Consider the following 21,822-nt stretch of genomic DNA (forward strand, 5'->3'; position numbering starts at 1 on the left):
GAGTGTTTATGTGCAGGCCCGCCCCGATTAACCGGGGCGGGCCTGATCTTTTTGCGCTATTCTCTGGGCAGATCTTTCAATCTAAAATTTTGGATATCGACCGATGAAACCGTCACCACTTCTGTCACAGGTGCCGGTCCTTGAGACCGAGCGGCTGTTGATGCGGGCTCCTCAGGCAGAGGATTATGCTGTTTACAGTGAATTTTTTGCGGATGCCGAGGCTTCGCATTTTTATGGCGGCCCGTTTTCTGCCGAGCAGACGTGGCGGCTGCTGGCAACCGATATCGGCCATTGGGTGCTGCGGGGGTATGGCCGCTGGGCGGTGATTGAGAAGACGAGCGGCAAGATGATCGGGGGCTGCGGCCTGTGGTGGCCGGAAGGCTACCCGCGCCGGGAGCTGACATGGTGGATCGTGCCATCAGCCCGCCGCCATGGCTATGCGCTGGAAGCCTCCCGCGCGGTGGTCCGGTTCGGGTATCGGACGCTGGGGCTGGATCTGGTTGAAACCCATACCAAAGACACCAATCTTGCCGCGCAGGGGCTGATCGCAAAACTGGGCGGAACGGTCTTTGCCCGCGAGCTCTTCCCCGATGGCCATACCCGGAACGTTTATGCCCTGCCGGATGTGTGAGGGGGAAGCCCCCTCACACAGGCCCGGGGTCAGCGTTTGAGATAAGGCAGCAGGTATTTACCGGTATGGCTGCGGGGGTTGGCGGCAACCTCTTCCGGGGTGCCGGAGGCGACAATCTGGCCCCCCCCGCTGCCGCCTTCGGGGCCAAGATCGACGATCCAGTCGGCGGTCTTGATGACTTCAAGGTTATGTTCGATCACCAGCACGGTATTGCCCTGATCGACCAGCGCCTGAAGCACCTCCAGCAGTTTACGGACGTCTTCAAAATGCAGCCCGGTTGTCGGCTCATCGAGGATGTAGAGAGTCCGCCCGGTAGCCCGCCGGGACAGTTCTTTCGACAGTTTAACGCGCTGCGCCTCGCCGCCGGAAAGGGTGGTGGCCTGCTGCCCGAGGTGAATATAGCCAAGGCCGACCTTGGTCAGCAGTTCCAGCTTATCGCGGATTGCCGGTGCGGCCTGAAAGAATTCAGCGCCTTCTTCAACCGTCATATCCAGCACATCGGCAATGGATTTACCGCGATAGAGGATCTCCAGCGTCTCGCGGTTATACCGCTTGCCTTTGCAGACGTCGCAGGTGACGTACACGTCGGGCAGGAAGTGCATCTCGATCTTCAGAACGCCATCGCCCTGACAGGCCTCGCATCGCCCGCCCTTGACGTTGAAGCTGAAGCGCCCGGCTTTATACCCCCGTGCCTTGGCTTCCGGCATGGCGGCAAACCACTCACGGATCGGGGTGAACGCCCCGGTATAGGTGACGGGATTGGAGCGCGGAGTGCGGCCGATCGGGGATTGGTCGATATCGACGATTTTGTCGATATGCTCCAGCCCGTCGATCCGGTCGTGCGGGCCGGGGTGCTCGCGGGCACCATGCAGTTGCTTGGCCAGCGCCTTGTACAGCGTTTCCAGCACCAGCGACGACTTTCCGCCGCCGGAGACCCCGGTGACGCAGGTGAATGTACCAAGCGGGAAGGTCGCGGTTACATTCTGCAGGTTATGGGTCCGTGCCCCGATCACCGACAGGTGTTTTCCACTGCCGGGGCGTCGTTCGGCAGGAATTTCGATTTTCCGGCTGCCGCTGAGATACTGGCCGGTCAGGCTGGCGGGGTCGGCCATCACCTGCGCCGGGGTTCCGGCAGAAACCACGGTGCCGCCATGCACCCCGGCGCCCGGCCCCATGTCGATCAGGTGGTCAGCCGTACGGATGGCGTCCTCGTCATGTTCGACCACCAGAACGGTATTGCCCAGATCGCGCAGGCGCTTCAGGGTTTCCAGCAGGCGGTCGTTGTCGCGCTGGTGCAGGCCGATCGACGGCTCGTCGAGGACGTAGAGAACCCCGGTCAGCCCGGAGCCGATCTGCGAGGCCAGACGGATGCGCTGGCTTTCCCCGCCCGACAGGGTGCCGGAGGTTCGAGACAGGCTGAGGTACTGTAGGCCCACGTTTGACAGGAAGGTCAGGCGTTCGTTGATTTCCTTCAGGATCCGCCCGGCGATTTCCTGCTGCTTGGGGGTCAGGGCGTCGTTGAGGGCGCCAAACCAGTCGAGCGCATCGCCGATCGACAGGGTGGAGATTTCGGCAATATCCTTCCCGTTGACCTTCACCGCCAGCGCTTCCGGCTTCAGGCGTTTCCCCCCGCAGCTTTCGCAGGCGGCGGAGGCCTGATAGCGCGACAGATCATCCCGCACCTGCTGGCTTTCGGTCTCACGCCAGCGGCGGGAAATATTGGGGATCACCCCTTCGAACGGCCGTTCCACGGTATAGGTGCGGCTGCCATCCCGGTAAGTCATCACCACCGGGGCGGTGCCGGAGCCGTTGAGAAGGGCCGCCTGCACGGACGATGGCAGATCAGACCACGGTGTATCGACTGAGACGCCGTAATGCTGGGCAACGCTTTGCAACGCCTGCGCATAGTAAGGGGAGGGGTCTCCGGCGCTGGAGGCCCAGGCGGCCACCGCCCCCTGTGCGATGGACAGGCGGATGTCGGGCACCACCAGATCGGGGTCGAAATACAGCTTTACGCCCAGCCCGTCGCAGGTCGGGCAGGCCCCGAACGGATTGTTGAAGGAGAACAGCCGGGGTTCGATTTCGTCGATGGTGAAGCCGGAGACCGGGCAGGCGAATTTGGCAGAGAAGGTGATCCGCTCCCCGCCATCGGCTGGTTCGACGAAGGCGAGGCCATCGGCCAGCTCCAGCGCCTGTTCGAAAGAATCTGCAAGGCGGGTGGCGATGCCCTCTTTCACCACCACGCGGTCAACCACCACCTCAATGTCGTGTTTGACTTTTTTGTTCAGGGCCGGGACCTCGTCGATGGCATAGAGTTCGCCATCGACCTTGACGCGCTGGAAGCCGCGCTTCTGAAGATCCTGAATTTCTTTTTTATATTCACCTTTACGGCCACGCACGATCGGGGCCAGCAGATACAGGCGGGTGCCTTCCGGCAGGGTCATCACCCGGTCAACCATCTGGCTGACGGTCTGCGCCTCAATCGGCAGGCCGGTGGCGGGGGAATACGGGACACCGACCCGCGCCCACAGCAGACGCATGTAATCGTGGATCTCCGTCACCGTCCCGACGGTGGAGCGGGGATTGCGCGAGGTGGTCTTCTGTTCGATGGAAATCGCCGGGGACAGGCCCTCGATCGAATCCACATCGGGTTTCTGCATCAGCTCAAGGAACTGGCGGGCATACGCAGACAGAGATTCCACATACCGGCGCTGGCCTTCAGCGTAGATGGTGTCGAAGGCGAGAGAGGATTTTCCGGACCCGGAGAGACCGGTGATCACCACAAGCTGATCACGGGGAATGGTGATATCGACGTTTTTCAGATTGTGTTCGCGTGCGCCGCGAACCCGGATCTCTTGCATGGTGTGTTCCTGACTGCTCTCGGGCGGTTCAGTGCTCTGGTGCCGGTCGGCACCGGGGACGGATGGGGCCAGCATGGCGAGTTTGGTACAAAATGGCAACATGATACGCGGGGGATGCGAAAGATCATTACCCAAAGGTTTATATTATGTCGCCGTGGTGTTCATAAGGTGCAGGGAATGACGGTTATGTGCGCACCTGCAAAAGCAATGAAACCGTGCGTAAGGGTGAATACGGAAGAGAATCTTCTGTGGATCAGGGCAGGTTCTGTGAAACGTACTATTCTTTCGGGGTTTTCTGATATCTGTCTTGACAGGGTGATCCTCTGGGATAGGCTCATCGGAAAGCGCCGTACCAAAAGGTTAAGGCGTCTGGGAGACAATCAACAGGATACGGGGGTAGGGTGGCCTACTTTCTCCAACAGTTGATAAATGGACTCACCCTTGGGTCCATTTATGGCCTGATTGCCATCGGCTATACGATGGTATATGGCATCATCGGCATGATCAACTTCGCCCACGGCGACATCTTCATGATCGGTGCCTTCATCTCTGTCATCACCTTCCTCGTGCTCGGTGCACTGGGGATCACCTTCGTGCCGCTGGCGCTGGTGGTGGTCCTTCTGATGGCGATGATCTTTACGGCAATCTACGGCTGGTCGGTCGAACGGGTGGCGTATCGCCCCCTGCGTGGTTCGTTCCGTCTTGCGCCGCTGATTTCAGCGATCGGCGTGTCCATCGCCCTTCAGAACGCCGTGCAGATCGCCCAGGGTGCCCGTGTGAAGCCGATGGAACCGGTGATCGCCGGCGGGTTGACGCTGTTTACGGACAGCAACAACTTTGACGTCGTGATCAGCTATCTGCAGATCTTCATCATGGTTCTGACCGTGGTGCTGATGGCGGGCTTCACGTATGTCATCACCCGCACCTCTCTGGGGCGTCAGCAGCGTGCCTGTGAACAGGACCGCACGATGGCTGGCCTGATCGGCGTCAACGTTGACCGCACAATTTCCACCACGTTCGTGATGGGTGCTGTGCTGGCGGCGGTGGCCGGTCTGATGGTAACCCTGCAGTACGGCGTCATCGACTTCTATATCGGCTTCCTTGCCGGGACCAAGGCCTTCACCGCTGCGGTGCTGGGCGGGATCGGATCGCTGCCGGGCGCCATGCTCGGGGGTATTCTGATCGGCCTCATCGAAGCGTTCTGGTCGGCATATTTCACCATCGAGTACAAGGATGTCGCGACGTTCGGCATTCTGGTGCTGGTGCTGATCTTCCGCCCGACCGGCCTGCTCGGCAAACCTGAAGTGGAAAAGGTGTAAACCATGGCGGATATGAAAAACGCTGTGGCCGCGCCGGGGCAGGGAGGCTTCGACGTAGGTGCCGCCCTCAAGGAATCCGGTAAGGCCGCGTTTGTGGCCGGCCTGCTCGGGCTGCCGCTTCTGGCACTGAAGGCTGATAATTTCGGCTCCAAGCTGGGTCTGGTCTATCGCTGGGACGCGCTGTTCATCGCCATTGCGGCGGTGTTCGTCGGCCGTTTCCTGATGATCCTGCTGTCAGGCCGTCAGAAAAAGTCAGAAGGCGGCGTTTTCGCCGCCTTCGGGAAGGGGATCCACAACAATATGGCGCTGATCGGTCTTGCCGGTCTGGCCATCGGGGTCCTGCTTCCGGTTGTTTACCCTGACCGCTACGTGATCTACATCGCCACCACCTTCATGATCTACGTCATGCTGGGGTGGGGTCTGAACATCGTGGTCGGTCTGGCCGGTCTTCTCGACCTTGGGTATGTGGCGTTCTATGCGGTGGGGGCTTACTCCTACGCCATGATTGCCACGCAGTTCGGCTGGTCGTTCTGGGTTGTTCTGCCGCTTGCCGGTGTGTTCGCCGCGTTCTTCGGGGTTATCCTCGGGTTCCCGGTGCTGCGTCTGCGCGGTGACTATCTGGCGATCGTTACCCTCGGTTTCGGTGAAATCATCCGCGTGATCCTGATCAACTGGACCGACTTCACCGGCGGCCCGAACGGCATCAGCGGTATTCCGCCGATCACCTTCTTCGGCCTGCCGTTCAAGAACGGGGATCATGGTACCTTTGCCTCCTTCTTCGGCATTGACCACTCTCCGGTTCAGCGCATCATCTTCCTGTACTTCGTCATTCTGGTTCTCGCGACCCTGACCAACCTGTTCACCCAGCGCATGCGCAAGCTGCCGGTGGGCCGGGCGTGGGAAGCCCTGCGGGAAGACGAAATTGCCTGCCGGTCGCTGGGGATCAACCCGACCAACATCAAGCTGTCGGCCTTTGCGCTGGGGGCGATGTTCGGTGGCTTTGCCGGTTCCTTCTTCTCCGTGCGTGCCGGTTTCGTCAGCCCGGAAAGCTTCACCTTCATTGAGTCTGCGGTCATTCTGGCCATCGTCGTGCTCGGCGGTATGGGCAGCCAGCTTGGTGTGGTGATTGCCGCCTTCTTCGTCGTCATCCTCCCGGAAGTGTTCCGCGAGTTTGAAGAATACCGCATGCTGCTGTTCGGCCTGGCCATGATGGTGATCATGGTGTGGCGCCCGAATGGTCTGCTGTCGTTCCGTGAACCGACGATCCGGCTGCACCCGAAGAAGGAGAGCGCGTGATGCTTTTCCACGACCTGACGCGCCCGGGGAACGACGAGATCAAGGTTTCCGACGACTCCCTGCTGGAAATTGAACACGTTACCATGCGGTTTGGGGGGCTGGTCGCCATCGACGACCTGTCCTTCACCGCCCGCAAGAAAGAGATCACGGCGCTGATCGGCCCCAACGGGGCAGGCAAGACCACCGTGTTCAACTGCATCACCGGTTTCTACAAGCCGACTGTGGGCCGCGTCATGCTGACCCACCCGCGCAAGGGCCGGTATTATCTGGAACGGATGGAAGGCTTTAAGATCGCCCAGCAGGCGGACGTGGCCCGTACTTTCCAGAACATCCGCCTGTTCCCGCGGATGAGCGTGCTGGAAAACCTGATCGTTGCCCAGCACAATGCCCTGATGAAGGCTTCGGCTTTCTCGCTCGCCGGTCTGCTGTTCATGAACCGCTATGCGAAGGCGGAGAAGGAAGCAGTGGAACGGGCCAAGTACTGGCTGAACAAGGTCGGTCTGTATGACCGTGCCGACTGGGATGCCGGTAACCTTCCCTATGGTGACCAGCGCCGTCTGGAAATCTGCCGTGCGATGTGCATTCAGCCGGCGGTTCTCTGCCTTGACGAACCGGCTGCCGGTCTGAACCCGCGTGAATCGCTGGAACTGAACGAGCTGCTGCTGGGCATCCGCGATCAGGAAGGGGTCGGTATTCTGCTGATTGAGCACGACATGAGCGTGGTCATGCAGATTTCCGATCACATCGTGGTTCTTGACCATGGCCGTAAGATTTCTGACGGAACCCCGGAGTTTGTCCGGAATGACCCGACGGTGATCAAGGCGTATCTGGGTGAGTCTGACGACGAAGACCTGCCGCAGACGGTCAAGAATGACCTGGCCCGCAACGCTGGGAAGGACGTATGATGCTTCAGGTTCAGGGAGTTCATACCTTCTACGGCCAGATCGAAGCCCTGAAGGGCGTTGATGTGACCGTCAATGAAGGCGAGATCGTGACCCTTATCGGGTCTAACGGGGCGGGTAAGACCACCCTGCTGATGACCGTCTGTGGCAGCCCCCGCGCTGCCAAAGGCAAGATCATTTTTGAAGGCGAGGACATCACCCGTCTGCCGACCCACGAACTGGTGACCCGGGGCATTGCCCAGTCGCCGGAAGGTCGCCGCGTGTTTCCCCGCATGACCATCTATGAAAACCTGCAGATGGGGGCCCTGCGCTCTGACCCGCGGTATTTCAATGATGATCTGGAAATGTCCTTCGCGATGTTCCCGCGCCTGAAAGAGCGTAAGGACCAGCGCGCCGGGACCCTGTCGGGCGGTGAGCAGCAGATGCTGGCCATTGCCCGCGCCCTGATGGCCCGCCCGCGGCTGCTGCTGCTGGATGAGCCGTCTCTGGGGCTGGCGCCGTTGGTGGTCCGGGGCATTTTCGATGCGATCAAGACCATTAACCGTGAGAAGAAGATGACGGTGTTTCTGGTCGAACAGAACGCCTTCCATGCCCTGAAGCTGGCCCATCGTGGCTATGTGATGGTTAACGGCAAGATTACGCTGGCCGGTTCGGGAGCTGAGCTTCTGGCCAACCCGGAAATCCGTGCCGCTTATCTGGAAGGGGGTCACTGATGGACAGTCTGCTCGGAACCTCTCCGCTCGTTTTCGTTATCTTCACCTGCGGCTTTGTCGGCTGGCTGGCCTATATGGTGGGCAATGCCCTGGCCGTCACCTGGCGTAAAATGGTGCAGGTGATTCCCTATATCCTTCTGCTCGGCGCGGCGAACCGCTTTTTCATCTTCGCGCTGTTCAAAGGGCAACTGCTGTCGTTGTCAGGCTATGTGATCGGCACTGCGGTGCTGATGGTTATCGCTCTGCTGTCGTACCGGATGACCCTGACCACCCGTATGGTCATGCAATATCCGTGGCAGTACGAACGGTCCGGTCTGTTCGGATGGCAAAAAAAAGGCGCATAAAATCAATAACGTGCCTTGATTTCGCCGAAGAGGCAAAGCACAGTTAAGACAACGGCTTGGTATGTCCGGCCATCGTAACGGGCGCGTTCAGATAATCAGAGGAGGCTGTCTGAACCGCCCCGCCGGATCGCACCAGGACTGTTCATTCCAGCGCTGTTCACAGCAGAATTGAACAGAACTGTTTGGGTGCAACTTTACCCATCATAATCAGGGAGACCTAGGAATATGGCTAACTTTAAGAAGGGTCTGTTTGCTGCCGCCGCCGTCATGGCCCTGTCCGCCGGGACCGCCCATGCCGACATCACCATCGCCACCGTCGGTCCGATGACCGGGCAGTATGCCGCTTTCGGTGAGCAGATGAAGCGCGGGGCCGAGCAGGCTGTTGCCGATATCAACGCCAAGGGCGGCGTGATGGGTCAGAAGCTGAATCTGGTGGTCGGCGATGACGCCTGCGACCCGAAGCAGGCTGTGGCCGTCGCCAACCAGTTCGTCAACCAGAAGGTTAAGTTCGTTGCCGGTCACTTCTGCTCGGGCTCTTCGATCCCGGCGTCGGCGATCTACAACGAAGAAGGCATTCTGCAGATCTCCCCGGCTTCGACCAACCCGACTCTGACCGAGCAGGGCTTCGAGAACGTGTTCCGCGTTGTCGGTGGTGACGACCAGCAGGGCGAAGTTGCCGGTAAGTATCTGGCCGACAACTATAAGGGCAAGAAGATTGCCATCGTCCACGACAAGCAGGCCTATTCCAAGGGTCTGGCGGACGAAACCAAGAAGGCTCTGAACAAGGCTGGCGTGCAGGAAGTTCTGTACGAAACCATCACCCCGGGTGAAAAAGACTACTCCACCCTGGTGACCAAGCTGAAGCAGAACGGCGTGGACGTGCTGTATTACGGCGGTTACCACACCGAAGCCGGTCTGATCGTGCGTCAGATGCGTGAGCAGGGCCTGAAGACTCAGGTCATCTCCGGCGATGCTCTGGTGACCAAGGAATTCTGGGCCGTGACCGGTGATGCCGGTGAAGGCGTCATGATGACCTTCTCGCCCGATCCACGCCTGAACCCGGCTGCCAAGCCGGTCGTCGATGCGATCAAGAAGGCTGGCTATGATCCGGAAGCCTACACCCTGAACACCTATGCCACTGTGCAGGCGTGGGCTCAGGCCGTGGAAAAGGCGAAGTCGACCGACGCTAAGCCGGTTGCCTCTGCCCTGCATGCCAACAAGTTCGAGACCGTTCTGGGCAACTTTGGCTTCGACGCCAAGGGTGACATGACTGCTCCGGGCTATGTCATGTACGAATGGTCGAAGGGTGAATACACCTACAAGAAGTAATCGGCTTCTGCCGGTTGGTTCGGTTAAGCAGGGGCCCGGCGGAAACGCCGGGCCTTTTGCCGTGTAGGCATTCTGATGCAGGCCTGTTCGATCTTTGTGCTTTTCCGTTTGTTCTTTTTTTCTCCTGCCGGTAAATTTCGGCAACAGGGGGGCGCCGGGACAGGTGCCGCCCCGCAGAGCATACAGTCTGAGTGGAGTGACGGTTTATGGCTGGTAGCGTCAATAAGGTGATTCTCGTCGGCAATCTGGGGAAAGACCCTGAGGTCCGGTCGACGCAGAACGGCCAGAAGATCGTCAACTTTACGCTGGCGACCTCAGAAACCTGGCGGGATCGCCAGAGCGGCGAGCGCCGTGAAAAGACTGAATGGCACCGCGTTGCGGTGTTTAACCCCAATCTGGCGGAAATCGCCGAGCGCTATCTGCGGAAGGGCTCGAAGGTCTATGTCGAAGGCCAGCTCCAGACCCGGAAGTGGACCGATCAGAATGGGCAGGAACGCTACACCACGGAAGTGGTGCTTCAGCAGTTCCGCGGTGATCTGACCCTGCTTGATTCCCGTGGCGGCAGCGGCGGCGGCGGCGATATGGGCGGCGGCGATGGCGGTTACGGCGGCGACACCGGCGGTGGTTTCGGTGGTGGCGGCGGTTTTGGCGGCGGTGGTTACGATCAGGGGCCGTCCCGTTCTTCCGGTGGTGGTCAGGGCGGTGGCCGGTCCGGTGGCGGCGGCTTTGGTGGCGGCAGCGGCGGTGGTGCCGGGTCGGGGTGGGATGCTCCGCCGACCGATCTTGATGACGAAATTCCGTTCTGATGCGGGCAGCCGCCGGTCCTTCTGGGATCGGCGGTTTTGCTTTCCGGCCCGGTGTGGCCGGTGGTTTGAAAACACCACAGGTCCTTGTGCAGAAGCGGGCGCTGTGCGGTTGTCGCATCGCCCTGTCTGTGCTACATTTTGCCCCCACGAGAAGACGCCGCAGCCCTGTAGCAGGGCCCTGGATGTGGCGCTGGATTTGACTGGGCTGCCCCTGTGACAGGGGGCGGGAAGTCTGTTCTTCTAAATCTATTGGATCGAGTAAAGCCTTGACCGAGACAGTCGTTCCGACGCCTTCCGATTTCGATATCACACCGGTTACCATCGAAGACGAAATGAAGCGCTCCTACCTCGATTACGCGATGAGCGTGATCGTGTCGCGTGCGCTGCCTGATGTCCGTGATGGCCTGAAGCCGGTGCACCGGCGCATCCTTTATGCGATGAAGGAAGGCGGTTACGACTTCAATAAGGCATACAAGAAGTCCGCCCGCATCGTCGGCGATGTGATGGGTAAATATCACCCGCACGGTGATTCTGCCATTTACGATGCCATGGTGCGTATGGCGCAGGATTTCTCCATGCGTCTGCCGCTGATCGACGGTCAGGGCAACTTCGGCTCCATGGATGGCGACCCCGCCGCCGCCATGCGTTACACCGAAGCCCGCATGGCCAAGTCGGCGCATTCCCTGCTGGATGATATCGACCGTGAAACGGTGGATTTTCAGCCGAACTATGACGAAAGCGTGCAGGAGCCGGTTGTGCTTCCGGCCCGCTTCCCCAACCTGCTGGTCAATGGTGCCGGCGGGATTGCGGTCGGGATGGCCACCAACATTCCGCCCCACAATCTGGGCGAAGTGCTGGATGCCTGCTGTGCCCTGATCGACCGACCCGACCTGTCGGAAGAGGAAGTGCTGGAGATCGTCCCCGGCCCTGACTTCCCGACCGGCGGCATTGTGCTGGGCAAGGGTGGCATCCGTTCGGCCTACACGACCGGGCGTGGATCGATCATTCTGCGTGGCAAGTGTGATATTGAAGAAATTCGCGCCGGGCGCGAGGCGATCGTCATCACCGAAGTTCCGTTTCAGGTCAACAAAGCCTCGATGATTGAAAAGATTGCCGAACTGGTCCGCGATAAGCGGATCGAAGGCATCTCTGATATCCGGGATGAGTCTGACCGGCGTGGTGTGCGGGTGGTGGTGGAGCTGCGTAAGGATGCGGTCGGCGAAGTGGTGCTGGCCCAGCTTTACAAGTTCACGCCGCTGCAGACCTCTTTCGGCGTCAACATGCTGGCGATCAATGGTGGCCGCCCGGAACTGCTGCGCCTGCGCGACATTCTGACCGCCTTCATCAGCTTCCGTGAGGAAGTGATCCGCCGTCGCACCATCTTTGAACTGGGTAAGGCCCGCGAGCGGGCCCACATCTTGGTCGGCCTCGGCATTGCCGTCGCCAATCTTGATCCGGTGATCGCGCTGATCCGCAGTGCCCCCGATCCGCAGACCGCCCGTGACCAGCTGATGGCGCGTGACTGGCCGGCCGAAGACGTGGCCCCGCTGATCGAACTGATTGCCGACCCCGAATATAAGGTCGTTGATGGCCGGTACCGGCTGTCGGAGATGCAGGCCAAAGCCATTCTGGACCTGCGCCTGCACCGCCTGACCGGGCTGGAGCGTGACAAGATCCACGGCGAACTGCGCGAAATCGGCGGTCAGATCGAAGAGTTCCTGTCGATCCTTGCATCCCGCGAGAAGCTGTTCGGCATTCTGCGCGCTGAGCTGGTTGAAATGCGGGTCGCCTATGCCACTCCGCGCCGCACGGTGCTGGAAGACGCAGAGTTCGAGCACGACATCGAAGATCTGATCCAGCGCGAAGATATGGCGGTCACCGTCACCAACACCGGCTGGGTCAAGCGTGTTCCGCTGTCCACCTACCGGGCGCAGAAGCGTGGCGGCAAGGGCCGCTCCGGGATGGCGACGAAGGAAGAAGATTTCGTCACCACGCTGTTTGTTGCCAATACCCATACCCCGATCCTGTTCTTCTCCAACACCGGCATGGTCTACAAGCAGAAGGTTTACCGTCTGCCGCTGGGCACCCCGCAGAGCAAAGGCAAAGCCTTTGTCAATCTGCTGCCGTTGCAGGATGGAGAAACGATCACCACGGTTCTGCCGCTGCCGGAGAATGAGGAAGGCTGGGCTGATCTGAACGTGATGTTCGCCACATCGCACGGCAACGTCCGCCGCAACAGCCTGTCGGATTTCACCAATGTGAAGTCCAATGGTAAGATTGCGATGAAGCTGGAAGAGGGCGGTGAACGCCTGATCGCGGTGGCAACCTGTACCGACCAGAATGACGTGCTGCTGGCGACCCGCAACGGCATGGCGATCCGCTTCCCGGTGGCTGATGTCCGTGTTTTCGCAGGCCGCAACTCCACCGGTGTGCGGGGGATCCGCCTCAGTGACGGCGATGAAGTGATCTCCATGTCCATGCTGACCCATGTCAGTTTTGACGTGGCGGAACGCGATGCCTATCTGCGGCTGGCAGCGCACCTGCGCCGGGCGGAAGGCGAGGCGGAAGATGCCTCTGCCGCCGATGCCCTGTCGCCGGAAGCCTTCAAGGCCTTTGCGGATACCGAAGAATTTATTCTGACGGTCACCGAAAATGGCTTCGGGAAGCGGACATCCGCGTACGAATACCGGATTGTCGGCCGTGGTGGACAGGGGATTGCCAATATGGATCTGACCGGCAAGACCGGTCGGGTGGTGGCATCCTTCCCGGTCAACAATGACGATCAGATTATGTTGATTTCCGATGGTGGTCAGCTGATCCGTATGCCGGTCAATGATGTGCGCAGTGCAGGCCGTAAGACGCAGGGGGTCACCCTGTTCCGTACCGCTGAGGACGAGCGGGTGGTTTCGGTGGCGCATCTGCGGGATATGGTCGGGGATGAGGCCGACGATGCCGGTGACGAACCGGAGACCGAAGCCGTCACCGATGTCGGATAAGGGGCTGCCTGTTCCGTACTGTGATGTTTGAGAGAGTGAGGCCGGGCATATCACGAAAAAGGGGTATGCCCGGCCTTATTGTTGATGGTAGGCATTATGTGCGGCGGCTTCCGCAGCAGACGGATTTCCGCCGGAACGATAAAAGCTAACAACTGGAGGGAGGGAGAATGGAGCGGATCGGAGTTTATCCGGGCACATTCGACCCGGTGACCAACGGCCATCTCGACATTATCAACCGTGCCGCCCGTATGCTGGACCGGCTGGTGGTCGGTGTCGCGATTAACGCGGGCAAGGGGCCGCTGTTTTCTCTGGATGAGCGGGTGGAGTTGACCCGTGCCGCCGTCGCAGGGCTGAAAACCAACGGGACCGTGATCGAGGTAAAGCCCTTCAGCGGTCTGCTGATGCGCTTTGCCGCAGAGCAGAACGCGGCGGTGATCGTGCGGGGTCTGCGGGCGGTGTCGGACTTTGAATACGAGTTTCAGATGGCGGGAATGAACGCCCGGCTGGATCCGACGGTTGAAACCATCTTTCTGATGGCGTCGGAACGCTGCCAGTTCATTTCGTCCCGCTTTGTGAAAGAAATTGCCAAGCTGGATGGAGTGATTGACTCCTTTGTTCCTGCTGTGGTGAAGGAGGCCCTGTTGGAGCGCTTTGGTCGCGACGCGTGACCGGGTGCCCTTCGGGCGGGCCGCAGATGCCCGGACAAGAGGGCCGGATCTGCCGATAGAGATGGATCGTCCCATGCGGTTTGTTAAAGTACTTCTCGTTCTGTTGATCGGAGTTTTTATTGCCATGACCTCCCCCTCCGCTGATGCCGCCCCGAAGCTGGATCCGGAAAACACCCTGTATCTTGACCTTCCCGCTGGCCGCGTCGTTATTCGGATGCGCCCGGATCTGGCCCCGAACCATGTTGCCCGTATTAAGGAACTGGTCCGTCAGGGCTTCTACGATGGCACCGTGTTCCATCGCGTGATTGATGGCTTCATGGCGCAGGGCGGTGACCCGACCGGCACCGGCATGGGCGGCTCCGGGAAGAAGCTGAAGGCCGAATTCTCCAAGGAGAAGCACGTCCGTGGCACCCTGTCGATGGCCCGTGCCCAGAGCCCGGATTCCGCCGACAGCCAGTTCTTTATCTGCTTTGCTCCGGCTGCCTTCCTTGATGGTCAGTACACCGTCTGGGGTGAGGTCGTCGAAGGCATGGACTTTGTCGATCAGATCAAGAAGGGTGACCGCAACAACAACGGCAAGGTCGCTTATCCGGATGCCATCGTGAAGATGCAGGTTGCCGCCGACGCCAAATAAGGCGGGGATCTCAGATTTTTAAAAAAATCTGAGATTTAGGGGTTGACCGATAGGGCCGCACTGAGTATCTTGCGGCCCTCTTCACCGGGGAGCGTCAGCAAGACGGTGAAAGAAAAGGAAAATCTGGTTCGCCAGAGATGTGATAAGTGCCCGTAGCTCAGTGGTAGAGCATTCGACTTTTAATCGAATGGCCGAAGGTTCGAATCCTTCCGGGCACACCATCACATAAATTTAAACCGGCCGCTTATGCGTTGCCGGTTTTTTTGTATCCAAAATCTTTGCAGGCCTCTCGATGCTTTGCGCTGATTTCAAAGGGCGCATAAGGCCTGCCTGAAGGCTGGCGGCCTTTGATAAAGAAAAACCCCGGCACAATCCTGTGCCGGGGTTTTCTGCCTTACCCTGACGGGCAGGGCGTCTTACGGGCGGTCCGCCAGAGCGACGAACTTGCGTTCGGCAACACCGGTGAACAGCTGACGCGGACGGCCGATCTTCTGATGCGGATCTTCGATCATTTCGCCCCACTGTGCGATCCAGCCGGTGGTACGGGCCAGAGCGAACAGGCAGGTGAACATGGAGACCGGAATGCCCATGGCGCGGAAGATGATGCCCGAGTAGAAGTCCACGTTCGGGTACAGCTTCTTTTCGACGAAGTATTCGTCTTCCAGCGCAATCCGTTCCAGTTCCATGGCGATCTGCAGCAGCGGTTCGTCGTGGACGCCGAGTTCGTCCAGAACTTCCTTGCAGGTCTGGGCCATGATCTTGGCGCGCGGATCGTAGTTCTTGTAGACGCGGTGACCGAAGCCCATCAGACGGAACGAGTCGTTCTTGTCCTTGGCGCGCTTGATGAATTCCGGAATACGGTCCTTGTGACCGATTTCGTTCAGCATCTTCAGCACGGCTTCGTTGGCGCCGCCGTGAGCCGGACCCCACAGGGAGGCGATGCCAGCAGCGATACAGGCAAACGGGTTGGCACCCGAAGAACCGGCCAGACGGACGGTGGAGGTCGAGGCGTTCTGCTCGTGGTCAGCATGCAGGATCAGGATGCGGTCCATGGCCTTGGCCAGAACCGGATTGACCTTGTATTCATCGCACGGGGTGGCAAACATCATGTGCAGGAAGTTCTCAGCGTAGCTGAGGTTGTTCTTCGGGTACATGAACGGCTGGCCGGTGGAGTACTTGTAGGCCCAGGCGGCAATCGTCGGCATCTTGGCGATCAGGCGATGCTGCGACACCATGCGGTGATGCGGATCGTTGATATCCAGAGAGTCGTGATAAAAGGCCGACAGGGCGCCGACCACGCCGCACATGATCGCCATCGGGTGCGCATCGCGGCGGAAACCCTGATAGAAGCGGGTCAGCTGCTCATGCACCATGGTGTGATGGGTGATGGTGCTTTCGAAGGTCTCGCGCTCAGCGGTATTCGGCAGTTCGCCGCGCAGAAGCAGGTGAGCCACTTCGAGGAAGTCGCAGTTTTCAGCCAGATCTTCGATGGCATAGCCGCGGTGGCGCAGAACGCCGGCATCGCCGTCGATGTAGGTGATCTTGGACTCGCAGGAGCCGGTGGAGGTGAAGCCCGGATCATAGGTAAACAGGCCGGTTTCACCGTAGAATTTGCGGATGTCCGCGACGCTCGGGCCGGTGGAGCCGTCAATGATCGGATATTCGTAAGACGCACCGTTCCGGTTGTCTACGACGGTAATTGAATTCTTTCCGTTCGACATGCGCAAAACCTCACTTTGGTGTTGTTTTCTCTGGTCCCCGGAGAGGAGACCCGATTTTGCCGTGACCCGGACTGCAGCAGGCTGCGCGCCCGGGCCGCTTATCGATTTTTCCGTCTGCTCCGGTCCGGTTGGCCGACGCCGGAGGCAGCGGGGGTAAATGCCGGAAGAAAGGGGCCCAGGACGGGTGGGTCTTTCTCCGGTAGCATAAAAATTAAGACAGGGCCGCACAGGGCGGCGGGATGTCAGCCCGCAGCGAGAACATCACCCAGACGGGCAAGGCTTTCGTCTTTACCAAGCAGTTCCATGACTTCAAAAATCGGCGGGGAAACAGTCGAACCCGACAGTGCCGCGCGCAGGGGCTGGGCGACTTTGCCCAGTTTCAGCTCCTTCTCTTCCGAGAAGATGCGGACCGCCTCTTCCAGCTGTTCGCGGGTCCAGGCGGTTTCCTGTGACAGGCGGTCGCGCAGGGCGCTGACAACGGCTTTGCCGTCGGCATCCATCTGCTTGGCCGCTTTTTCATCCAGTGCCAGCGGGCGCTGACGGACGTAGAACAGGGCTGATTCCGTCAGGTCAACCAGCGTTTTAGCACGCTGCTTCAGGCTGTCCATGGCGGACAGCAGCAGGGCCTTCTGGCTGTCGCTGACAGTGATACCCAGCGCGGCTTCGATGCGGGGCACGATCAGGTCGCGCAGATGGGCATCGTCAGCATGGCGCAGGTAGTGGCCGTTCAGGCTGGTCAGTTTAACCATGTCGAAGCGCGACGGGGCGCGGCCGACATCAGCGATATCAAACCATTCAATGGCCTGTTCGGTGGAAATGATTTCCTCATCACCGCGGCCCCAGCCGAGACGCAGCAGATAGTTGCGCATCGCTTCCGGCAGGAACCCCATGTCACGGTAGGCTTCCGCCCCCAGCGCGCCATGACGCTTGGAGAGCTTGGCACCATCCGGCCCGTGGATCAGCGGGATGTGGGAGAAGGTCGGCAGATCCCAGCCACAGGCTTTGAACAGCTGAATCTGGCGGAAAGTGTTGGTCAGGTGATCATCGCCACGGATGACATGGGTGATGCCCATATCATGGTCATCGACCACCACGGACAGCATGTAGGTCGGGGTCCCGTCGGCGCGCAGCAGGACCATGTCATCCAGCTGGGCATTGTTGACGGTCACTTCGCCCTGAACCAGATCGGTCAGCACGGTCTGGCCTTCCTGCGGGGCCTTCAGGCGGACCACCGGCTTCACGCCTTCCGGCGCTTCTGACGGGTCCCGGTCACGCCAGCGCCCGTCATAGCGCATCGGCTGGCCGCTGGCCTTCTGTTCTTCCCGCATCGCCGTCAGTTCTTCCGGCGAGCAATAGCAGTAATAGGCCTTGCCTTCCTTCAGCAGCCCCAGGGCCACCTCGGCATGGCGGGCCGCGCGGGAGAACTGGAAGACCGGTTCTTCATCCCAGTCCAGCCCCAGCCACTTCAGGCCGTCGAAAATGGCATCCACGGCTTCCGGGGTTGATCGGGCACGGTCTGTGTCCTCGATCCGCATCAGGAAGCGGCCGCCCATATGGCGGGCGTACAGCCAGTTAAACAGCGCGGTGCGCGCGCCGCCAATGTGAAGAAAGCCCGTCGGAGAGGGGGCAAAGCGGGTAACGACGGTCATGCCGGTGCCTGGACCTTATTCTTGTGTTCTTGCTCTAGAGCGTCAGCCGCCCGTCCGGCATTCTCGGTTCCGCCGGGGACCACGGTCTGTAGCCGGGGCGGAAACAGGGAGAGGCTCACACGGTCGGCCCTATCCTTTTGGGTTGCTGCATCCTGCCGTGATAGGCAGCAATTGGCAAGCCGGGAGAGTCTGTAGCATATTCCTTGCGCGCTTGCAGCAAGGGATGCGTACCATGGTGGTGGCGAAGGATGAATATTTTTCGAGGCTTCGCCGCCTTTTTCTCCGGCTTGCCTTTTTTACCGCACAGGGTGCGGCCGCACTCCGTCCGGCCCCCGGCGGCGGCGCGGCGGTGCTGGCGATCTGTTTCGGCTCCGGAGTCGGGATTTATTTTGCCGTGCCGGCGGAGCCACCCCTTTGGGTGGGGGTGCTGCTGCTTGCTGTCGGGCTCTGTGCCGGGCTGGTGGGGATCTGGCGCGGCGGCGGGTGGGGCGTAAGCGCCCTGTTCGCAGCGGTGCTGATGGCCGGGTTTGGCGTGGCGCAGCTTCATGCGCACCGGCTGTCCGCCCCGGTGTGGGAGCGGCAGACCACGGCCCGTCTGACCGGCACCATTGCTGCGGTGGAGGAACGGGAAAAGGACCGGCGGCTGATTCTGACCGATCTGCGGATTGACCGTACTCCACCGGATCAGACCCCGGCCCGGGTGCGTTTATCCGTCCGCCGGGGGGCGGCTGAGGGTGAAAATATCTTTGCCGTCGGTCAGCGGGTTTCCCTGCGGGCCGGACTGATGCCGCCCCCGGTCCCGTCAATTCCCGGCGGATATGATTTTCAGCGTACGGCGTGGTTCGAGCAGATCGGCGCCGTCGGCTACAGCCTTGGTCCGGTCGAGAGGGGCGATAGCGCTGACGGTACGGTGTGGCGGTCCGCCGTTGATACCGTGGAGCGTCTGCGGCTGTCCATCGGGGCCCGCCTGCGCGATGGGATCGGTGGCAGCGAGGGGGCGGTCGCGGCGGCGCTGGTCACTGGCGAGATGGGGGCAATCCCTGAGCAGACCGTGGCCGTCTACCGGGCATCCGGGCTGGCGCACATGCTGTCGATTTCCGGGCTGCACTTTTCTTTGGCGGCGGCAACGGTACTGGTGCTGCTGCGCGGCGGGCTGGCGCTGGTCCCTCCGGTGGCGCTGCGGTGGGATATTAAAAAGATCAGCGCCCTGCTGGCGCTGGTGATGATGACCGTTTATCTGGTCATCTCCGGCGTCTCGATCCCGGCGCAGCGGGCTTATGTGATGGGGGCGGTGATGGTGGCGGCAATCTTGGTTGACCGCTCGGCGCTGTCGCTGCATGTGCTGGGTCTTTCAGCGCTGCTGGTGCTGATGCTGCGGCCCGATGCGCTGTTGTCCCCCAGTTTTCAGATGTCTTATGCCGCCGTTCTGGTGCTGATCGTCACGTTTGATCACTGGGGGCCGCGCTGGTCCCGCTGGCGGGGGCGGGCGCAGGGGCCGGTGGTGGGGTCACTCCGTGCCGGGGTGGTTTATACGCTGGGGGTGGTGGTCTCCACATCGGTGGCCGGTCTGGCGACTGCGCCGTTCTCGATTTTCCATTTTCAGACCTACTCGGTGTATGGCGTGCTGGCCAATATGACCGCGATTCCTCTGGTCGGGGTCAGCATCATGCCGGGCCTGTTGCTGGCGGTGCTGCTGATGCCGTTCGGGTGGGAGGCGCTGACGTTTCCGGTGCTGCGCTGGTCGCTGTGGGCGGTGGAGCAGGTGGCGGCAGGGGTGGCGGATCTGCCGGGGGCGGTGCTGACCCTGCCGCCCCTGTCTATGGTACAGCTGCTGTTGGCGGTGACCGGCTTTTTACTGATCTGCCTGTGGTCCGGCCGTCTGCGTTGGGCTGGTGCGCTGGTGATGGCCGGGGCTTTCGGCCTGAGCGCGGTGACATATCAGCTGCCGGTCGCGGTGCTGCATGGGGACGGGGTGTTGCAGGCTGTGCGCTCCGGGGATGGATTGGCCCTGTCCCCGGGGCGGGCCAATGGATTTGCCCGCGATGGCTGGACCCGCCGTTGGGGAACCGGCCCGGATGCATGGGAAGAGCGTGGTTTCTCCCCGGCTTCCGAAGGCGGGGACCTGCTGGCCTGCGACCGCGCCGGATGCCTGTATACCCCTGCCGGGGCGCAGGGGCCGTTGATTGCCCTGGCCCGCAGCGCCGCTGCGGTGGCCGAGGATTGCGGACAGGTGCCGGTGATGGTTTCTGCGGTATCGTTGCCGCCCTGGTCTGCCCTGCGTCAGGGGTGTGGTGGGGCCCGGATTATTGACGGCTGGGCCCTGCGGCGGCTCGGCACCCATGTTGTCTACTGGGATGGCCCGACGGACGGAGACACCAAGCCCCGTCTGCGGATCGAAACGGTGGCGGATGCACAGGGCGACCGCCCGTGGTCGTTGCTGGGGCAGGAGCGTGCCCGCCGGAACAGGCAGGAGGCCAGGGCGCTGGCGCGTCAGACCGGCGAAGAGGAGGCCACTGAAAACGAGGAAACCGGAGACAGCGGTGAGGCTGCTCCGGTTCCGCAGGGTGCGCCATAGGGCAGGCTATGAAAATCAGTAGGACCGCAGCAGGCCGATCAGCCGCCCCTGTACCGTGACACGGTCCGGGCCGAACACCCGGGTTTCGTAGGCGCGGTTGGCCGGTTCCAGCGCCACGGAGCTGCCCTTGCGGCGCAGGCGCTTCAGGGTCACTTCGTTATGGTCGATCAGGGCGACGACAATCGCGCCGTTCTCGGCGGTTTCGCAGCGGCGGATAATGATGGTATCCCCGTCGAGGATTCCGGCTTCGATCATGGAGTCACCGGCGACGGTCAGGGCGTAATGTTCCCCGCTGGGGCCGAGAAGGGCGGTCGGAACTTCGACCTGATCGGAGGAATCACGCAGGGCTTCAATCGGGGTCCCGGCGGCGATCCGTCCGTACAGGGGCAGGGTGACAGCATCGCTGGTTTCAGCCATCACCGCCCCGGAGATTGCAGGGGTAAAGTTCCCCTGAATGACGGTGCCGGTTGGCAGGGCAGGGGCCGCCACCGGCTCCGGTGCTGGGTCGGTGGCGGTCATGTTTTCGGGCAGACGGAGAATTTCGAGCGCGCGGGCACGATGCGGCAGACGACGGATGAAACCGCGTTCTTCCAATCCGGTGATCAGCCGGTGGATCCCACTTTTGGATTTCAGATCCAGTGCCGCCTTCATCTCGTCAAAGGAAGGGGAAACCCCTGTTTCCCGCAGGCGGGCTTCGATGAAACGCAACAGTTCGTACTGTTTGCTGGTCAGCATGGCAAAATCCTCTGGCCCGGACCCGGAGACGCGGAGAAAGGCGCGGCTGGGTAGGCCACACCAAAGAAGAACAAAGAATAAACTGTTCTGTTTGTTCTACTTTGGTTCCGAAAGTCCGTCAATTACAAACTATCGGTGGTATGGCCCCCCGTTCCGGTGGCAGGGGTCAGTCAGCCTGATACAGGCCGGATTTTCCGCCCTCTTTGTGGGTCAGGCGGATGTCACTGATCCGCATGCCCTTATCGACCGCCTTGCACATGTCGTACACGGTCAGCGCGGCGACGGAAACGGCGGTCAGGGCTTCCATCTCCACCCCGGTCCGGCCTTTCAGTTTGCAGGTGGCGGTGATCTCGACCGCGTTACGGTCGGTGTCACAGGTCAGGGTGACCTCCACCTTGGTCAGGGCCAGCGGATGGCACAGCGGGATCAGGTCCGGGGTCCGTTTGGCCCCCATGATCCCGGCCAGCTGGGCGATGCTGAGGACGTCGCCCTTTTTAAAACCCCGCGCCGCGATCAGGCGCAGGGTTTCCGGCTGCATGAAGACGCTGCCTTTGGCGGTGGCGCTGCGTTCGGTGATGTCTTTGTCGGAGACATCAACCATCCACGCGTTGCCCTGCGCGTCGAAGTGCGACAGATCGGCCAT

General features: G+C 60.9%; 17 protein-coding genes and 1 tRNA gene. 13 read left to right on the forward strand and 5 right to left on the reverse strand.

Annotation, left to right across the window (positions count from 1 at the left end; translation table 11 throughout):
- The first annotated feature begins 103 nt into the window (after positions 1–103).
- Positions 104–631 (forward strand): GNAT family N-acetyltransferase, encoded by a 528-nt coding sequence (locus tag G365_RS0101050; RefSeq protein WP_019643641.1) that lies wholly within the window; start codon positions 104–106, stop codon positions 629–631.
- A gap of 29 nt (positions 632–660) precedes the next feature.
- Here G365_RS0101050 and uvrA read toward each other — a convergent pair whose 3' ends face one another.
- A complete protein-coding gene (gene uvrA / locus G365_RS0101055) occupies positions 661–3,492 on the reverse strand; it encodes an excinuclease ABC subunit UvrA (RefSeq protein ID WP_019643642.1) in 2,832 nt (943 codons plus the stop codon).
- A 401-nt stretch (positions 3,493–3,893) separates the two neighbouring features.
- Between uvrA and G365_RS0101060 the strand changes: the two genes are divergently transcribed.
- The 11 genes from G365_RS0101060 (at position 3,894) to G365_RS0101110 (ending at position 14,720) form a co-directional block, all read left to right on the forward strand.
- A complete protein-coding gene (locus G365_RS0101060; RefSeq protein ID WP_026344990.1) occupies positions 3,894–4,811 on the forward strand; it encodes an ABC transporter permease subunit in 918 nt (305 codons plus the stop codon).
- Positions 4,812–4,814: 3 nt separating this feature from the next.
- Entirely contained in the window at positions 4,815–6,107 is a 1,293-nt protein-coding gene (gene livM, locus G365_RS0101065) for a high-affinity branched-chain amino acid ABC transporter permease LivM (RefSeq protein ID WP_019643644.1), read from the forward strand.
- Positions 6,107–7,012 carry an ABC transporter ATP-binding protein gene (locus G365_RS0101070; protein WP_019643645.1) on the forward strand — a complete coding sequence of 302 codons (906 nt, stop codon included), beginning with the start codon at positions 6,107–6,109 and terminating at the stop codon, positions 7,010–7,012. Before livM ends, G365_RS0101070 begins: the two co-directional genes overlap by 1 nt.
- Positions 7,012–7,722 carry an ABC transporter ATP-binding protein gene (locus G365_RS0101075; RefSeq protein ID WP_019643646.1) on the forward strand — a complete coding sequence of 237 codons (711 nt, stop codon included), beginning with the start codon at positions 7,012–7,014 and terminating at the stop codon, positions 7,720–7,722. Before G365_RS0101070 ends, G365_RS0101075 begins: the two co-directional genes overlap by 1 nt.
- Positions 7,722–8,066, forward strand: coding sequence for a DUF6867 family protein (locus G365_RS0101080; protein ID WP_019643647.1), 345 nt, complete (start codon positions 7,722–7,724; stop codon positions 8,064–8,066). Before G365_RS0101075 ends, G365_RS0101080 begins: the two co-directional genes overlap by 1 nt.
- A gap of 225 nt (positions 8,067–8,291) precedes the next feature.
- Positions 8,292–9,395 carry a branched-chain amino acid ABC transporter substrate-binding protein gene (locus tag G365_RS0101085; RefSeq protein WP_019643648.1) on the forward strand — a complete coding sequence of 368 codons (1,104 nt, stop codon included), beginning with the start codon at positions 8,292–8,294 and terminating at the stop codon, positions 9,393–9,395.
- A 206-nt stretch (positions 9,396–9,601) separates the two neighbouring features.
- Positions 9,602–10,201 carry a single-stranded DNA-binding protein gene (gene ssb, locus G365_RS0101090; RefSeq protein WP_019643649.1) on the forward strand — a complete coding sequence of 200 codons (600 nt, stop codon included), beginning with the start codon at positions 9,602–9,604 and terminating at the stop codon, positions 10,199–10,201.
- Positions 10,202–10,533: 332 nt separating this feature from the next.
- Complete coding sequence (gene gyrA, locus G365_RS0101095) at positions 10,534–13,197, forward strand: DNA gyrase subunit A (RefSeq protein WP_081628414.1); 2,664 nt, start codon at positions 10,534–10,536, stop codon at positions 13,195–13,197.
- A 167-nt stretch (positions 13,198–13,364) separates the two neighbouring features.
- The gene (coaD, locus tag G365_RS0101100; RefSeq protein WP_019643651.1) at positions 13,365–13,865 is read left to right on the forward strand and encodes a pantetheine-phosphate adenylyltransferase; all 501 of its coding nucleotides are present in this window, start codon (positions 13,365–13,367) and stop codon (positions 13,863–13,865) included.
- 124 nt (positions 13,866–13,989) lie between these two features.
- On the forward strand, positions 13,990–14,499 hold the full coding sequence (locus G365_RS0101105) for a peptidylprolyl isomerase (protein WP_245554670.1): 510 nt from the start codon (positions 13,990–13,992) through the stop codon (positions 14,497–14,499).
- A gap of 146 nt (positions 14,500–14,645) precedes the next feature.
- Positions 14,646–14,720, forward strand: a tRNA-Lys gene (locus G365_RS0101110).
- Positions 14,721–14,915: 195 nt separating this feature from the next.
- Here G365_RS0101110 and gltA read toward each other — a convergent pair.
- The gene (gene gltA / locus G365_RS0101115; RefSeq protein WP_019643653.1) at positions 14,916–16,220 is read right to left on the reverse strand and encodes a citrate synthase; all 1,305 of its coding nucleotides are present in this window, start codon (positions 16,218–16,220) and stop codon (positions 14,916–14,918) included.
- Between the two features lie 242 nt (positions 16,221–16,462).
- Positions 16,463–17,869 (reverse strand): glutamate--tRNA ligase, encoded by a 1,407-nt coding sequence (gene gltX, locus G365_RS0101120; protein WP_019643654.1) that lies wholly within the window; start codon positions 17,867–17,869, stop codon positions 16,463–16,465.
- A gap of 223 nt (positions 17,870–18,092) precedes the next feature.
- Between gltX and G365_RS19800 the strand changes: the two genes are divergently transcribed.
- Positions 18,093–20,444, forward strand: coding sequence for a ComEC/Rec2 family competence protein (locus G365_RS19800; protein ID WP_169545020.1), 2,352 nt, complete (start codon positions 18,093–18,095; stop codon positions 20,442–20,444).
- Between the two features lie 15 nt (positions 20,445–20,459).
- Here G365_RS19800 and lexA read toward each other — a convergent pair whose 3' ends face one another.
- Complete coding sequence (gene lexA / locus G365_RS0101130) at positions 20,460–21,179, reverse strand: transcriptional repressor LexA (protein ID WP_019643656.1); 720 nt, start codon at positions 21,177–21,179, stop codon at positions 20,460–20,462.
- A gap of 166 nt (positions 21,180–21,345) precedes the next feature.
- A complete protein-coding gene (gene moaC, locus G365_RS0101135; protein WP_019643657.1) occupies positions 21,346–21,822 on the reverse strand; it encodes a cyclic pyranopterin monophosphate synthase MoaC in 477 nt (158 codons plus the stop codon).

The organism is Novispirillum itersonii subsp. itersonii ATCC 12639 (genome assembly GCF_000381985.1).
In the GTDB taxonomy this organism is placed as follows: Bacteria; Pseudomonadota; Alphaproteobacteria; order Rhodospirillales; family Rhodospirillaceae; genus Novispirillum; species Novispirillum itersonii.

What these genes read in the sequence shown, in the direction of transcription:
- gltX (WP_019643654.1), bottom strand. Translation starts at nt 17,869, where the DNA reads ATGACCGTCGTTACCCGCTTTGCCCCCTCTCCGACGGGCTTTCTTCAC.
- G365_RS0101105 (WP_245554670.1), top strand. Translation starts at nt 13,990, where the DNA reads ATGACCTCCCCCTCCGCTGATGCCGCCCCGAAGCTGGATCCGGAAAAC.
- moaC (WP_019643657.1), bottom strand. Translation starts at nt 21,822, where the DNA reads ATGGCCGATCTGTCGCACTTCGACGCGCAGGGCAACGCGTGGATGGTT.
- gyrA (WP_081628414.1), top strand. Translation starts at nt 10,534, where the DNA reads ATGAAGCGCTCCTACCTCGATTACGCGATGAGCGTGATCGTGTCGCGT.
- G365_RS0101080 (WP_019643647.1), top strand. Translation starts at nt 7,722, where the DNA reads ATGGACAGTCTGCTCGGAACCTCTCCGCTCGTTTTCGTTATCTTCACC.
- uvrA (WP_019643642.1), bottom strand. Translation starts at nt 3,492, where the DNA reads ATGCAAGAGATCCGGGTTCGCGGCGCACGCGAACACAATCTGAAAAAC.
- G365_RS0101075 (WP_019643646.1), top strand. Translation starts at nt 7,012, where the DNA reads ATGCTTCAGGTTCAGGGAGTTCATACCTTCTACGGCCAGATCGAAGCC.
- G365_RS0101050 (WP_019643641.1), top strand. Translation starts at nt 104, where the DNA reads ATGAAACCGTCACCACTTCTGTCACAGGTGCCGGTCCTTGAGACCGAG.
- gltA (WP_019643653.1), bottom strand. Translation starts at nt 16,220, where the DNA reads ATGTCGAACGGAAAGAATTCAATTACCGTCGTAGACAACCGGAACGGT.
- G365_RS0101085 (WP_019643648.1), top strand. Translation starts at nt 8,292, where the DNA reads ATGGCTAACTTTAAGAAGGGTCTGTTTGCTGCCGCCGCCGTCATGGCC.
- ssb (WP_019643649.1), top strand. Translation starts at nt 9,602, where the DNA reads ATGGCTGGTAGCGTCAATAAGGTGATTCTCGTCGGCAATCTGGGGAAA.
- G365_RS19800 (WP_169545020.1), top strand. Translation starts at nt 18,093, where the DNA reads ATGCGTACCATGGTGGTGGCGAAGGATGAATATTTTTCGAGGCTTCGC.
- G365_RS0101070 (WP_019643645.1), top strand. Translation starts at nt 6,107, where the DNA reads ATGCTTTTCCACGACCTGACGCGCCCGGGGAACGACGAGATCAAGGTT.
- livM (WP_019643644.1), top strand. Translation starts at nt 4,815, where the DNA reads ATGGCGGATATGAAAAACGCTGTGGCCGCGCCGGGGCAGGGAGGCTTC.
- lexA (WP_019643656.1), bottom strand. Translation starts at nt 21,179, where the DNA reads ATGCTGACCAGCAAACAGTACGAACTGTTGCGTTTCATCGAAGCCCGC.
- coaD (WP_019643651.1), top strand. Translation starts at nt 13,365, where the DNA reads ATGGAGCGGATCGGAGTTTATCCGGGCACATTCGACCCGGTGACCAAC.